Source organism: Streptomyces hokutonensis (assembly GCF_042751305.1).
Lineage (GTDB): Bacteria > Actinomycetota > Actinomycetes > Streptomycetales > Streptomycetaceae > Streptomyces > Streptomyces hokutonensis_A.
The window spans coordinates 31,383-43,839 of the sequence record NZ_JBHYWD010000010.1 but is presented as its reverse complement, the minus strand read 5'-3'; the positions used below and the strand labels follow the sequence as shown (position 1 = coordinate 43,839).

Below are 12,457 nucleotides of genomic sequence, written 5' to 3'. Positions count from 1 at the left end.
CGGGGGGCGGGTCAGACGTGTCCGATGCCGCCCCCGCCGAAGGAGCCGCTCCTTCCGGGCAGCCAGCGCTGTCGGCTCTGGTTCTTTCCCGTCCGGCTTCCGGAGTGATGGAGCTGGTACGGCATCAGCCGTTCCTTCTCCTCAGAGGCGACGGGCATCTCGTCGGGTTCCCGCATCTCGCGCATCTCATGGACGGCGCCGGTGGCGGGGAGGTGGGGCTGCTCCTCGGGGAGCGGCCGCGGAAGTTCCTGGTCCCGGACCTTCATACCGAAATGTATGGCCCAGACCAGCGCGCCTGCGATCAGCAGGCCACCGAGAAAGGCTGCGCCCACGTCGAGCGTGTTGTGCGACGACGCGGCCAGCAGTTCGTACGCTGCCGTGCTCATACTCCGAGTATCACTCTTTGGGAGTGAATGTGACTATCCGCGCGAGATAAGCGGTGACCTCGGCGGGGTCCCGGGTGATCAGCGCCACGTGGTTGTCGGGGCGGACCAGCACCAGGGCCGGGGCCGGGGCCGTCACGCCGTACACCCGCCTCGCGTGCCCCTCGTGGTCGTGCAGGTCGGCCAGGGAGTCCGAGGCACCGTCGTCCACCGTGAATCCCTGCAGCAGGCCGTCGTGCTCCGCCGCCAACTTGCCCACGGCGTCCGCGACTTCGGCACCGAAGCCGAGCAGCGTGAACCGCGGGTCGGCGTACACCTGGAAGAGCCGGACCGGGTGGCCCGAGGCGTCGAGGCAGGGGGCGTCGGGTGCGCGGTCGCCCGGGCGCAGGACGGCGGGATCGCCGACGGAGCCGCCGGACGGATCAGCTACGCCGGCGAGGGAACTCCACGGGTAGCCCGTGCCCATCGGCGGCGGAGCGGCGGCCTCGACACCCGTGCCGGGCTCCTTGACCGCCTCGAGCACCCGGGCATACAGATCGGTGGAGATCCCCAGCGTCCAGGCCGCCACCGGAAGCCGCTCCTCCTCGTACGTGTCCAGGAGCCCGGGGCCGGCCTGCCCGGTGGCCGCGAGGGCCAGCTTCCAGCCCAGGTTGTAGGCGTCCTGGATGCCGGTGTTCATACCGAGCCCGCCCGCGATCGGATGGACATGGGCCGCGTCCCCGGCGAGCAGGACCCGGCCGACCCGCATCCGGTCGACCATGCGGACATTGACCCGCCAGACGGACAGCCAGGTCGGGTTCGTCAGCGTGACGCCGGGCACGCGCGCGTGCCGGTCGAAGATCCGCTGGAAGCTCTCCAGTGAGGGCGGCAACGGCTCGCCGTCCGCGTCGAGTTCGGGCCCCGCCTGGAACTGGAAGGAGTCCGTGCCGGGCATGGGGCACAGCATCACCCCGCCGCCGTCCGACGTGAACCACTGATGCCAGGCGTCCCGGCCGATCCCCTCGGCCTCCACGTCACCGACCACCATCGACTGCTCCGGCTCGGTCGTGCCGTCGAACCGCACCCCCAACGCCCCGCGCACCCGGCTGCGCCCGCCGTCGCAGCCGACGAGACAGCCGGCCCGGACGCGCTCCCCGTCGGCGAGGACGGCCGTGACACCGTCCGCATCCTGCTCGAACCCGGTGACCTCCCTGCCGGGTTCGACGCCGACCCCGAACTCCGCCAGCCGCTCGCGGAGGATCTGCTCCACCTGCCACTGCCCTATGAGCACCCCCCGCTCGTACGGCGCGCCGGGTGTGGGGACCGCGTCCGCGGACGGGTCGGTGTCTTTCACATGCGCGCCGTCGAAGTACTTGCGGAAGGGGAGTCGTGTGGTCCCGGCGGCGAGTACGCGCTCGGTGACGCCCACGTCCTCCAGTACCTCCAGGGTGCGCGGCTGCAGGCCCTTGCCCCGGGACTCCCGGTGCGGGGCCGGCGCCGCGTCCACGATCCGCACCCCCACACCGCGCCGGGCCAGCTCGATGGCGAGCGTGAGGCCGGTCGGCCCGGCGCCCACGACCAGTACGTCGTCGGTCATCGCGATCCCTCTCGTCGTCGTTGCCTCAAGGGAACACCGGGCAGGGCGAAAATGCAACCAGGTCTCAGAAGATTCTCGACTTCACTACATCTCTGGTCTCATTTGATTCTCGGTCTCACTGTCTGGTAGTGTGGCCCGCATGGACGAACTCCCCGGCCTCCGCGAGCGCAAGAAAGAACGCACCCGGAACCTCATCGCGCAGGAAGCCCTGCGTCTCTTCCGCGAGAAGGGGTTCGACGAGGTGTCGGTCGTCGAGGTCGCGGCGGCGGCCGAGGTCTCCAAGGCCACCCTGTTCCGGTACTTCCCGGCCAAGGAGGACCTGGTCCTGCACCGCTTCGCCGACCACCTCGGCGAAGCGGCCCGCGTGGTCCGCGAACGCCCGCCCGCCCTGTCCCCCACGGCCGCCCTGCGCGCCCACTTCCTTGACCGCCTCGCCGCCCGCGACCCGATCACCGGCCTGAACGACCACCCGGACGTGCTCGGCTTCATGGACCTGCTCTACGGCACCCCGAGCCTCCAGACCGGCCTGGTGCAGCGCTACCGCAGCCAGGAGATCGACGCCCTCGCCGAAGCCCTCCCCGACGCCGCCGACTCCACCCCGCTCACCAGACGCCTCGCCGCCACGCACCTGATCGTCGTCCAGCAGGAACTCGGCATGGAGAACTGGCGCACGGTCGCCGCGGGCCGCACCGCCGACGAGGCGTACGACGATGCCGTCGCCGAGGCGGAGCGCGCGTACGGCCAGCTCATGACCGGCCTGGACCCGGTGTTCCCGGCCGGGACCGGAGGCGGCTGATGGTGTAGTTGGCTACACCGTCCACTCGGCACCCTGCTCTCCCGCGTCGGCCCGAACACGGTGCCAGCCTGGTGAGCATGGGTACGACAGTGCGGCAGGCGACGCGGGCGACGGTTCAACTGGCCAGAGGTGTGGCCATGACCCTCGGGACGTATCTCTTCGTCACCGTGCTGCTGATCGCGACCATGGGGACGCTGTTCGTGGTCGGTGCCTGGATGCTGCCCGAGGCGGTGCTGCTGGTGCGCCGGATCGCGGGCGCGCGGCGGCGCCAGGTCGCCGGGTGGAGCGGGCGGGAGATCGCGGAGGCGTACGGGCCGCTGGACGGACGGCCGCTGCGGGAGCGGTTCGTGGCGGCGGTGCGCGATCCCGGCACGTTCCGGGATCTGCGGTGGATGCTCGCCCAGTACGCGTACGGGCTGCTCGGACTGCTCGCCGTCCCGCTGTGGATCGTGGGACTGCCCGTCGACGGCGTGTGGTGCGGGCTGCTGCGGCGCCGGGCGCTCGTCCTGCCGCTGATCGGGCGACTCGCGGATCTCGACGCGCGCTGGTCGACCGCCCTCCTCAAGCCGTCGCCGAAGGCGCTGCTCACCGAGCGGGTCGAGGAACTCGCCGAGACCCGGGCCGGAGTGATCGCCGCGCACGAGGCCGAACTACGGCGTATCGAGCGGGACCTGCACGACGGCACGCAGGCCCGGCTGGTGGCGCTGTCCATGCGGATCGGACTGGCGAAGCGGGCCTACGACCAGGACGGCGGCGGTGATCCGGAGGTCGCCCGGCGGCTGCTCGGGCAGGCGCAGGACCAGGCGGAGGAGGCGCTGACGGAGTTGCGGCACGTCGTACGCGGTATCCACCCGCCGATCCTCACCGACCGCGGGCTCGCCGGTGCCGTACAGGCGCTCGCCGCCGGCAGTGGGCTTCAAGTCGCCCTGGATGTGGAGGAGTTGGCGACGGGTCCGCGGGCTCCGGCGGCGGTCGAGGCCGCCGCGTACTTCCTGGTCGCCGAGGCGCTCACCAACGCGGCCAGGCACAGCGGCTCGGACCGCGCCGAGGTCCGGCTCGCCCGGGTGCCGCACGGGCTGACGGTGTGCGTACGGGACGACGGAAAGGGCGGCGCCGAGGAGGCGGACGGCACTGGACTGCTCGGTCTGCGCCGTCGTATCGCCGCCCTCGACGGGACCGCCAACGTGAGCAGCCCCGCCGGAGGACCCACGGTCGTCGCGGCGGAGCTGCCCTACACCTGGTGAACAGGCTTCAGCTGACGGCTAGTTGGAGAAGTAGATGTACTTCCAGTCGCTGTACGTCGTCGAGTTGACGCTGTCGCCGGACGAACCGTTGATGTACGCGGCCCGGATGCGGGCCTTGATGCCTGACTCGCCGGGGGCGCCGAGGTTCACCGCGACCTTGCCGTTCGTGCCGAGGCCGAAGTACTCGGAGTCGGAGTCGTACCAGCGGCCGTTGTAGTAGACCTGAAGGTCGAGCCGCTCCTGGCGGTTGGGGTAGTAGGTCATCGTCGTCGTGACGATCGGCGCCGAGTTCTTGTGGAACCAGTAGTACGACGTCGAGCCGATCTTCGCCGTCTTGTAGTGCTTGGTGATCGCGGTGGAGATCTTGACCTTGGCGTAGGCGTTGACCTTCACCGTCTTGGACGCGTAGCGGGCGTCACCGGCGAAGACCGCGGAGACGGCGGTGTCGCGGGTCATGTCCACGGTCACGGTGAAGTTGCCGCTGGAGTTGACCTTGCCGGTCTTGACCAGCTTGTTCGGCTTGTCGGTGCCGAAGGGGTCCGCGTAGATCGAGACCGTGCGGTTCTTGTAGGTCTTGCCGAGGTGCGCGGTGAACTTCACGTCGGCGCCGTAGGAGTACAGCTTGCCGTTGTTGTTCAGGCTCAGGCTGGTGGCCGCGCGGGACACGGAGACCTTGTCCGAGGCGCTGACCGCAGCGTGCCCGGCGTCGCCGACGTAGGTCACCTTGTAGGTGACGGTGCCGCCGGCCGGCGGGGTGTCCGCGAAGGAGTACGTGCCGTTCGTCTGCACCGTGACGGCGGGCAGCGCCTTGCCCTTCGGGGACTCCAGGTCGGTCCGCGTGACCTGCAGCTTCACCCCGGCGGGCAGCGCGACCGCGGACGAGAGCTTGCCGGTGACGGTGAGCTTCTTGGCGCGGGTCGCGGAGGAGGGGGCGTTGACCGTGAGGGTCGGGACGTTCTTCTCGGGGTCGGTCAGCGCCTTGAGCGTGTAGCCGCCGCCGGACTTCGCGACCAGCGCGAAGATCCGCGAGTTGTCCGGGGCCCAGGTCAGGTCGGCCGTGCCGTAGACACCGTTGCTGTACGTGCGGATCGTCGACGCGGCGTTCGGCTTGCGCGTCGCGATCGTGCCGCCGTTGGCCTGCGCGACCGTGCCGTCCGGGGCGATGTCGGCCTGCTGGGCGCCCGGATAGGCGCCCGACTGGCGGAACTTGCCGTCCGCGTAGGCGTCCCGCACCGCGCCGTTGACCAGCACCTCGTCGGCGCCGGGCACCAGGTCGATGTCGTAGACGCCGCTGTTGAGCGAGTAGTCGCCGTTGTAGTAGGCGACCTTCTGCGGGGTGGCCCCCGAGACGTCCAGGACGGCCAGCGAGTCGGTGGAGAGGCCGGTCTCGCCGATGGCGAGGATGCCGGGCCGGGACGCGGCGGTGTCGAGGAAGCCCGGGTCCCAGATCGAGACGTCGGACGGCAACTGCCCGAGGGTCACCGGGTCGGTGCCGCTCGCCGGGTCGGTTGCCGGGTCGACCGAGCCGAGGTTGCCGGACCACTGGTCGCCGTAGGTGAACCAGACCTTGCCGGCGGAGAAGGCGAGGTAGCGCGGGCCCTTGCCGGTGGCGACGGGATAGCGGGCCTTGACGTCGAGAGTGGCCGCGTCGATCGCCACGATCTCGTGCGTCTCCTGCGCCGCCGCGTAGATGGTGGCCCCGTCGTCGGAGACGGCCAGGTCGGAGACCCCGCTGATGTCGCCGACCGAGGCGAGGACGTTGCCCGAGTAGTCGGTGGCCGCGACCGTACCGGCCGAACTGTCGCCCACGAACACCCGCTTGAGGGCGCCGTCCGCGACCAGGCCGCCGGGCGAGGCGACGTTGGCGGTGGCCGCCGAGGCCGTACCCGTCGCTACGACGCTGAGCGCCGCCGAGCCGAAAAGAACCGCGAGCGCTGTCGCGGTGGAGATGCTGCGCATCCGCACGTGCTGTTCCCCCACAAGGAAAACCGGTCAGGAGACCGGGAGTTGAGAGCGCCGCGCAACGCCCGGACGTGACCGCGGATGAGAGTCGCGGTGACGCGCGGGGCGCGGCTGCTATGCGCAGCTTATGGCATGCCTGTGACAGGTGGGAAAGGGTTTGTCGCGCGAAGGGGTCTGCCGGGAGGGTGCGGAACCTCCCGGCAGGCTCGGCCCCGCGTCAGTTCTGGTGGACGGAGTTGTGGCCCGGTCCGCCCGACAGGACGTCCGTGCCGGTGCCGCCCCAGATCGTGTCGTTGCCGGAGTTGCCGTAGATGGTGTCGGCGCCGGCGTTGCCGTAGAGGACGTCGTTGCCCGTGCCGCCGTAGATGAAGTCGTTGCCGGCGCCGCCGCTGATCCGGTCGTTTCCGGCGCCGCCGGTCAGGCTCTGGCCGCCCGCGCCGCCGGTGATGAGGTCGTTGCCCGCGCCGCCGTCGGCCGCCGCGCCCACGGTGGTGATGGTGTCGTTGCCGTTGCCGCCCTGGGCGATGGTCGCGACGCCGCCGTGGAGGGTGTCGTTGCCGTTGTCGCCCCAGCCCACGGAGTACTTGCCGAGGGTGATGGTGTCGTTGCCGGTGCCGCCCGAGGCGTAGTTGCCCTCGACGCCGCCGTCCTCGGTGTACTTGTCGTTGCCGGCGCCCAGGTCGGTCGAGGCGAAGTAGTACGTCTGGGACGTCCTGTTGTGGTACGTGACGGTGTCGTTGCCGTCGCCGAGCGTCAACTCCAGGGTGGGGTAGGGGTCCTGGCTGTCCTGCATGGTGACCGTGCAGGAGACCTTGGTGTGGTCCGAGGCGGTCGGGTACGCGCAGCCGGTGCCGGGCTTGATGGTGACGACGTCGTCGATGACGTACGTGATCTCGACGGTGCCGGTCGTGTGCGTCGCGGTGACGACCGCCTTGTTGGCCTGTCCGGCGGCGGCCGTGTAGAGGACCTCGTTGCCGCCGTTGCCGAGCGCGGCGGTGGCCGGAGCGGTGGCCGCGCCCGCGGTACCGGCGAGGAGCAGCGGGGCGGCCAGACCGGTGCCGAGGGCCAGGGCCAGCAGACGGCTGACAGAACGAGAGGACATCGCACAACCTCCGTGAAACGTAAGGGGAGTTGGCGGAAGCCGAGGAATTCGAGTTCCGACACCGCGTACGACCCGCCCTTCCGGGGCTTGGTTGTGCCCTTTTTCGTACGAGAGTCGCCCCGGTGTGAAACGTCAGCCGCGATTCAGCGCGAATTCATGCAATGGACCGCTGATCAATGACAACCATCGCTATGAGGTACGGGCCAGTTCCGTCGCGTCACGGCGGAACGCCCACCGCATCTCCGGTTCCATCGCGAGGCGGAAGACCCGGCGGACGGGCGGTGTGCACAGCGCGGTCACCACGGCGGCGGCGACCACAGTCACCGTGATCTCGCCGAGCGGGCCCTGGACCCATGAAGGGCCGTACCAGCCCCAGGACTTGGCGCCCTGCGCGAGAAATCCGTGCAGGAGATAGCCGTAGAGCGTGCCGGCGCCCAGTGCGGTGAACCAGGTGCGGCGGCGCGGCACCCAGGCGAGGAAGCAGGCGACCAGGAGGGTGGAGACGGCGAACAGGCCCAGCGTCATCAGGGGCCCTTCCCAGTCGGGCGCGCCGAGTTGCTCCGCGCTCGCGTTGTGGAAGAGCCAGGAGTAGTCGAAGTACGGGACTGCCCAATAGGCCACCGCGAGCGCGCACATGAACACCAGGACCGCCAACTGCCGTACCTCGGGCCGTCGTACGAGCTGGAAGTGCTCCGGTTTCAGGGAGAGACCGAGCACGAAGTACGGGAGGAACTGCAACACGCGTTGCAGATCGAGGTCGTTGCCGATGGAGGGGGAGAGCGTCGCCGGCATCGCGATCGCCAGGGCGAGGAGCAGCGGGTGGCGGACGTGGTTCCAGATGGGTGTGGTGAGGCGCCAGACGAACAGGGCCGCCAGGAACCACGTCAGATACAGCGGGTCCAACAGGCTTATGGCGCGGTCGGGTTGGTGGTCGGTCCAGCGGGTGAAGAGCGTGTACGCCGTCTCGAAGACGACGTACGGCACGACGATCCCCGTCAGCAGCCGCCTGATCTGGGGCGGGGTGGCGCGGAAACTCCGGGAGAAATAGCCGGAGATGATGATGAACGCCGGCATGTGCACCGCGTACACGAGCGTGTACAGCGCGGTGACGCTGCGGCTGTCGGCGCGCAGCGGCTCCCAGGCGTGGCCGATCGCCACGAGGACGATCGCGAGGTACTTGGCGTTGTCGAAGAAGGGGTCGCGCTGCTTCCCGGGGACGGGCTCCGGCGCGCCGACGGCGGCGGACGGTCGTACGGGGGTCTCGGCGGAGGCGGTGGGAGAAGCACGCATCCCGCTCGCCTCACCGCTTCCCGCCGATCCAAACCCCCTCTTTCGCGTGACGCGCGTGACACGTACGGGACGGCTGACGCTCAGCCGAAGCGGCCCGCCACATAGTCCGCCGTCCGGGAGTCCTTCGGGGAGCCGAAGACGTCGTCGGTGGCGCCGGCCTCCACGATCCCGCCGGGCGTGCCCTGCTCGGCGAGGAAGAACGCGCACTGCTGGGAGACGCGGGCGGCCTGCTGCATGTTGTGGGTGACGATCACCACGGTGACCTGCCCGGCCAGTTCGTGGATGGTCTCCTCGACCCGGCGGGTGGAGGTCGGGTCGAGCGCCGAGCACGGTTCGTCCATGAGGAGGACCCGGGGGCGTACGGCGAGCGCGCGGGCGATGCACAGGCGCTGCTGCTGGCCGCCGGACAGAGCGCCGCCGGGCTGCCGCAGCCGGTCGCGGACCTCCTTCCACAGGCCCGCCCGGGTCAGCGACTCCTCGACCAGCTCGTCCTTCTCGCGGCGGCTCACCCGGGTGCCCGTCAGCCGCAGACCGGCCACCACGTTGTCGTAGATCGACATCGCGGGGAACGGGTTCGGCTTCTGGAAGACCATGCCGATACGGCGGCGGGCGTCCGTCAGCCGCCAGGAGGCGTCGTAGATGTCCTCGCCCTCGAAGAGCACCTCGCCGCCGAAGGCCGCCGACGGGATCAGCTCGTGCATCCGGTTGAGGGTGCGCAGGAACGTCGACTTGCCGCAGCCGGACGGTCCGATCAGCGCGCTGACCTGGCCCGCGGGCATGGTCAGCGACACCTGCCCGAGCACCTGGTGGGTGCCGAACCAGGCCGAGACGGCACGGGCTTCGAGGGTCGCGGGGGCGGCCGTCGGGTCGACGACGGGCAGGACGGCGGTGTCGGTCACGGTCATGTCTGGTTCCCTCGGTTCACAGCAGGTTCGGCAGCAGTTCGGTGGTGCGCGTGGCGACCTGGAGGCCCAGGACCGCGACGAGCGGGGCGAAGACGATCCACGTCTGGTGACGGCCCCAGCGGTGCCAGGCCCATACGGCCGCTACGGCGGCCAGCAGCAGCGCCTGCAGCCACATCACCAGGGGCCACGGCACGCCGTCGGGACGGGCGAGGGGCTCCTCCGAGCCGGGCAGGGTGCCGGAGCGGATCACCGCGGCCGGCGTCTGGAAGGCGGTCGAGATCAGGTCGGCGTCGACGCGCAGCACGCCGGCCGGCATGAAGTGCGGGCCGGTCGCGGTGACCAGGACCAGCCGCCCCTTGCCGGCGGCGAGCGGGACGGGCGCAGGATCACCGGCCCGGCGGACGTCGGTGACCTGGTACGTCGCCTTGCCCTGGCCGGTGGTCACGGTGAACGTGACCCCCTCGCGCAGCTCGGCCAGCCGCCCGAACGGGCCGCCGTAGGCCGCCGCCCTGCCCATCAGCACGCTGGTGCCGGACTGCCCGGGGAACGGGGTGTCACGGCGGTGGCCGGGACCGTCGGTCAGGACGGTGGAGTCGGTGCCCTCCAGGACGACCTGGCTCAGACCCAGGGACGGGATGCGGATCAGGGCGACCGGAGTGCCAGGCGCGAGGAGCTTTCCCTGCTGGTCGGTCTGGGACACCGGGGCGGTGCCCAGGGCGAGTTGGCCGCGCAGCTCGTCGAACGCGGCATGCTGCGCGGAGTGTTCCTGGGCGCCGCTGAACACGAGCAGCTGCGCGGTGATGCCGAGCAGGAGGGCGGCGAGGCTGAGCAGGCCGCCGCGCGCGAGATGGCGGACGGCGGTGACGCTCCGCACGCTCTGGACGCTCCGGACCAGCGCGCTCGGCGCGGCCGGGGCGGGCCTGACGGGGGTGGCGACGGTCACGGCGGCCCGCCTCCTTCGCTGTCGGGGTTGGTCGGTGGCCGCCGGGGAGACGGTGAGGTCTCCCCGGCCGCACGATCGGTCAAGCGGTCAACTGGTCGTGGATCAGGTGGACTTGATGGTGAAGTTGGCGCCGGACTTGGTGTTCACCGTCGTCGAGCCCGCGTAGTAGGCGTGCAGCGTGTGCGTGCCCCGGCTCAGCCTCGGCAGGGTGATGGTGACCTTGCCGCCGCTCAGCGTGCCGGTCGCGATGATCCGGCTGCCCTCGTAGATGCGGACGGTGCCGGTCGGCGTGGTGCCGGTCGCGGTGACCTTGACGGTGACCTTCGCGCGGGCCGTGTGGCCGATGGTGGCGGGCGCGGTCTTGGAGATCGCCGGGTTGGCCTTGGTGATCTTCAGGGAGACCGTCGCGGAGGACGCGTTGAGCTTGGTCGCGCCGGCGTAGGAGACGGTCAGGGTGTGCGTGGCGACCTTGAGGTGGTTCGACACGTTCACGGTGACCTTGCCGGAGCTGTTCAGCGTGCCGGTGCCGACGACCGTCGAGCCGTCCTTCACGGTGACCTTGCCGCTGGGGACGACACCGTGCGTGCCGGTCACGGTGACCGCGACCTTCGGGGTCGTGCCGTACGCGGTGGTGGCGGTGGTCGCCTTGGTGGTGCTCGCGTACTTGACGGCGCCGGTCCAAGTGGCCGCGGTGCCGGTGCCGTTGACGTTGTTGGCGGTGACCGTGGCGGTGTAGGTGCCGGTGGCGAGACCGGTGAAGGAGTACGACGTGGTGGAGGCCGCGACGTCCTTCGTGGCTACGACGCCGCCGTCCGCGTCGGTCAGCGTGACCCGGTAGTCGGTGACCGGCATGGCCGGGACGATGCTGCTCGGGGTCCAGCCGATCTTGAGGCTCGCGTCGCCGGGCGTGGACTTCAGGGCGGGCGCGTTCGGCGTGTGGATGTCGAAGGTGTCGCCCTCCTCCAGGCCGCCGAGCTTGGCGTGCTTGGCGACGGAGACGGAGCCGTTGTAGGACTCGTTGACGAAGCCGAACTTGGCGATGACCGACTCGGCGGCGTCCGAGGCCAGCTGCGCCGTGTGGCTGCCGCTGGTGACGAAGACGTCGTACAGGTCCTTGTCGAAGAAGATGCTGGTCGGGTCGATCGCCCGGCTCGGTACGACGTTGTAGACGTCGCGGCCGAACGTCGCGTTCTCGTAGTAGGCGTTGACCGGGGCCAGCTTGCCGTTCACCGTGGTGACCGGGCTGGTCGCACCGTCGTCTCCGGGCAGTTGCACGGAGGCCAGGTGAGCGCCGGCTGCCGCCGCCGTCTTGCTGTAATCGGGGGCGATGCCGTTGTTCTGGGCGATCCAGGAACCGACGGAGAACGGGACGAGCGCGCCGTCCTCGGTGAGGACCGAGTTGGCCTGGTTCTCCTGGACGACGGTGACGCTCGCGGCGACGTCGCCCTGGGCCACGCCGATGGCGTTCAGGAAGAACTTACGGGTGCCGGAGCTCAGTTGAGGGATCTTCGGGTGCACGGTCTGGCCGTTCACCACGGTCAGCGCACCGATGTAGATGTCGTGCAGCTGCTTCACGGTCAGGGTGTCCAGGGCCGAGCCCTTGACCGCGACGCCGACCGCGTCACGCGCCATCGGGATGTAGGTGAGCGCTGTGCCGGAGCTGGACGGACCGCCGGAGGAGCGGGCGAAGTCGACCTGGCCCTTGACCGAGGCACCGGAGGAGTCCAGGTCGCCGGTCAGCGACTGGCTCAGGGCGGTGCGGCCGGCGCCGGAGCCGTTCGGGCGCAGGAAGGTCGTGCCGTTGGTGCGGGTGGTGATCTTCGTGCCGGTGGCGCCGGTGCCCGGCTCGATCGCGTCGTAGGACGCGATGCCCGCGCCGTTCGCCGACTTCACGGCGCTGGCGGAGTAGCTGGTGCCGTTGACGGTGTCACCGGCCAGGGCGTTGGTGACGTCCTGGGTGGTGTCCGAGCCGACGCCGACAAGCTGGCGGAAGGTCCCGGCGGGGGTCGGGTCGGCGGACGCCGGGCTCGCCAGAGCCAGCGTGCCGGACACCACGGCGGCGGCGACCATGGCCGCCGAGAGGCGCATTCTGCGCATTGCGGTTCTCCAGAAGGTGTGCGAGGTGACGTGCCATCGGATGGATCTGGTGATCTGAGAGGGTGGTGCGAGCCGTGGGGCCCCCCCGCCCGGAGGGGGGGGCCGGGGGGTGTTGGGGGGGCGCGGGGGGAGCGGGGGGGTGGGGAGAGGTTATTGTTT

Annotated in this window: 10 protein-coding genes; 2 read left to right on the top strand and 8 right to left on the bottom strand. The window is 70.6% G+C overall.

Features of this window, described 5'->3' with window-relative positions; all coding sequences use genetic code 11:
- Positions 1-11 precede the first annotated feature (11 nt).
- Together ACFXC1_RS25770 and ACFXC1_RS25765 are read right to left on the bottom strand one after the other, a co-directional pair.
- Positions 12-386, bottom strand: a complete 375-nt coding sequence (locus ACFXC1_RS25770; protein ID WP_019075063.1) for a DUF6479 family protein — start codon at positions 384-386, stop codon at positions 12-14.
- 10 nt (positions 387-396) lie between these two features.
- The gene (locus ACFXC1_RS25765) at positions 397-1,959 is read right to left on the bottom strand and encodes an FAD-dependent monooxygenase (protein WP_381246194.1); all 1,563 of its coding nucleotides are present in this window, start codon (positions 1,957-1,959) and stop codon (positions 397-399) included.
- Positions 1,960-2,098: 139 nt separating this feature from the next.
- Here ACFXC1_RS25765 and ACFXC1_RS25760 point away from each other — a divergent pair, with 139 nt between their 5' ends.
- Together ACFXC1_RS25760 and ACFXC1_RS25755 are read left to right on the top strand one after the other, a co-directional pair.
- Positions 2,099-2,755, top strand: a complete 657-nt coding sequence (locus ACFXC1_RS25760; protein ID WP_381246193.1) for a TetR/AcrR family transcriptional regulator — start codon at positions 2,099-2,101, stop codon at positions 2,753-2,755.
- A gap of 77 nt (positions 2,756-2,832) precedes the next feature.
- The gene (locus tag ACFXC1_RS25755; protein ID WP_381246191.1) at positions 2,833-3,999 is read left to right on the top strand and encodes a sensor histidine kinase; all 1,167 of its coding nucleotides are present in this window, start codon (positions 2,833-2,835) and stop codon (positions 3,997-3,999) included.
- An 18-nt stretch (positions 4,000-4,017) separates the two neighbouring features.
- Here the strand turns inward: ACFXC1_RS25755 and ACFXC1_RS25750 are convergent, their stop codons facing one another.
- The 6 genes from ACFXC1_RS25750 to ACFXC1_RS25725 all read right to left on the bottom strand — a co-directional run bounded on the left by ACFXC1_RS25750 (position 4,018) and on the right by ACFXC1_RS25725 (position 12,298).
- Positions 4,018-5,958, bottom strand: a complete 1,941-nt coding sequence (locus ACFXC1_RS25750; RefSeq protein ID WP_381246189.1) for a YncE family protein — start codon at positions 5,956-5,958, stop codon at positions 4,018-4,020.
- Positions 5,959-6,178: 220 nt separating this feature from the next.
- The gene (locus ACFXC1_RS25745; protein WP_381246187.1) at positions 6,179-7,063 is read right to left on the bottom strand and encodes a calcium-binding protein; all 885 of its coding nucleotides are present in this window, start codon (positions 7,061-7,063) and stop codon (positions 6,179-6,181) included.
- 189 nt (positions 7,064-7,252) lie between these two features.
- Positions 7,253-8,353 carry an acyltransferase family protein gene (locus ACFXC1_RS25740; RefSeq protein ID WP_381246185.1) on the bottom strand — a complete coding sequence of 367 codons (1,101 nt, stop codon included), beginning with the start codon at positions 8,351-8,353 and terminating at the stop codon, positions 7,253-7,255.
- Positions 8,354-8,433: 80 nt separating this feature from the next.
- Positions 8,434-9,258, bottom strand: a complete 825-nt coding sequence (locus tag ACFXC1_RS25735) for a phosphate ABC transporter ATP-binding protein (RefSeq protein WP_381246183.1) — start codon at positions 9,256-9,258, stop codon at positions 8,434-8,436.
- A 16-nt stretch (positions 9,259-9,274) separates the two neighbouring features.
- Entirely contained in the window at positions 9,275-10,201 is a 927-nt protein-coding gene (locus ACFXC1_RS25730) for a sortase (protein ID WP_381246181.1), read from the bottom strand.
- A 102-nt stretch (positions 10,202-10,303) separates the two neighbouring features.
- Complete coding sequence (locus ACFXC1_RS25725) at positions 10,304-12,298, bottom strand: Ig-like domain repeat protein (RefSeq protein WP_381246179.1); 1,995 nt, start codon at positions 12,296-12,298, stop codon at positions 10,304-10,306.
- Between the last annotated feature and the right edge of the window lie 159 nt (positions 12,299-12,457).

Excerpts from the sequence above, each read along its gene's own strand:
- ACFXC1_RS25725 (WP_381246179.1), bottom strand. The coding sequence starts at position 12,298 with ATGCGCAGAATGCGCCTCTCGGCGGCCATGGTCGCCGCCGCCGTGGTG.
- ACFXC1_RS25755 (WP_381246191.1), top strand. The coding sequence starts at position 2,833 with ATGGGTACGACAGTGCGGCAGGCGACGCGGGCGACGGTTCAACTGGCC.
- ACFXC1_RS25740 (WP_381246185.1), bottom strand. The coding sequence starts at position 8,353 with ATGCGTGCTTCTCCCACCGCCTCCGCCGAGACCCCCGTACGACCGTCC.
- ACFXC1_RS25765 (WP_381246194.1), bottom strand. The coding sequence starts at position 1,959 with ATGACCGACGACGTACTGGTCGTGGGCGCCGGGCCGACCGGCCTCACG.
- ACFXC1_RS25735 (WP_381246183.1), bottom strand. The coding sequence starts at position 9,258 with ATGACCGTGACCGACACCGCCGTCCTGCCCGTCGTCGACCCGACGGCC.
- ACFXC1_RS25745 (WP_381246187.1), bottom strand. The coding sequence starts at position 7,063 with ATGTCCTCTCGTTCTGTCAGCCGTCTGCTGGCCCTGGCCCTCGGCACC.
- ACFXC1_RS25770 (WP_019075063.1), bottom strand. The coding sequence starts at position 386 with ATGAGCACGGCAGCGTACGAACTGCTGGCCGCGTCGTCGCACAACACG.
- ACFXC1_RS25760 (WP_381246193.1), top strand. The coding sequence starts at position 2,099 with ATGGACGAACTCCCCGGCCTCCGCGAGCGCAAGAAAGAACGCACCCGG.
- ACFXC1_RS25750 (WP_381246189.1), bottom strand. The coding sequence starts at position 5,958 with ATGCGCAGCATCTCCACCGCGACAGCGCTCGCGGTTCTTTTCGGCTCG.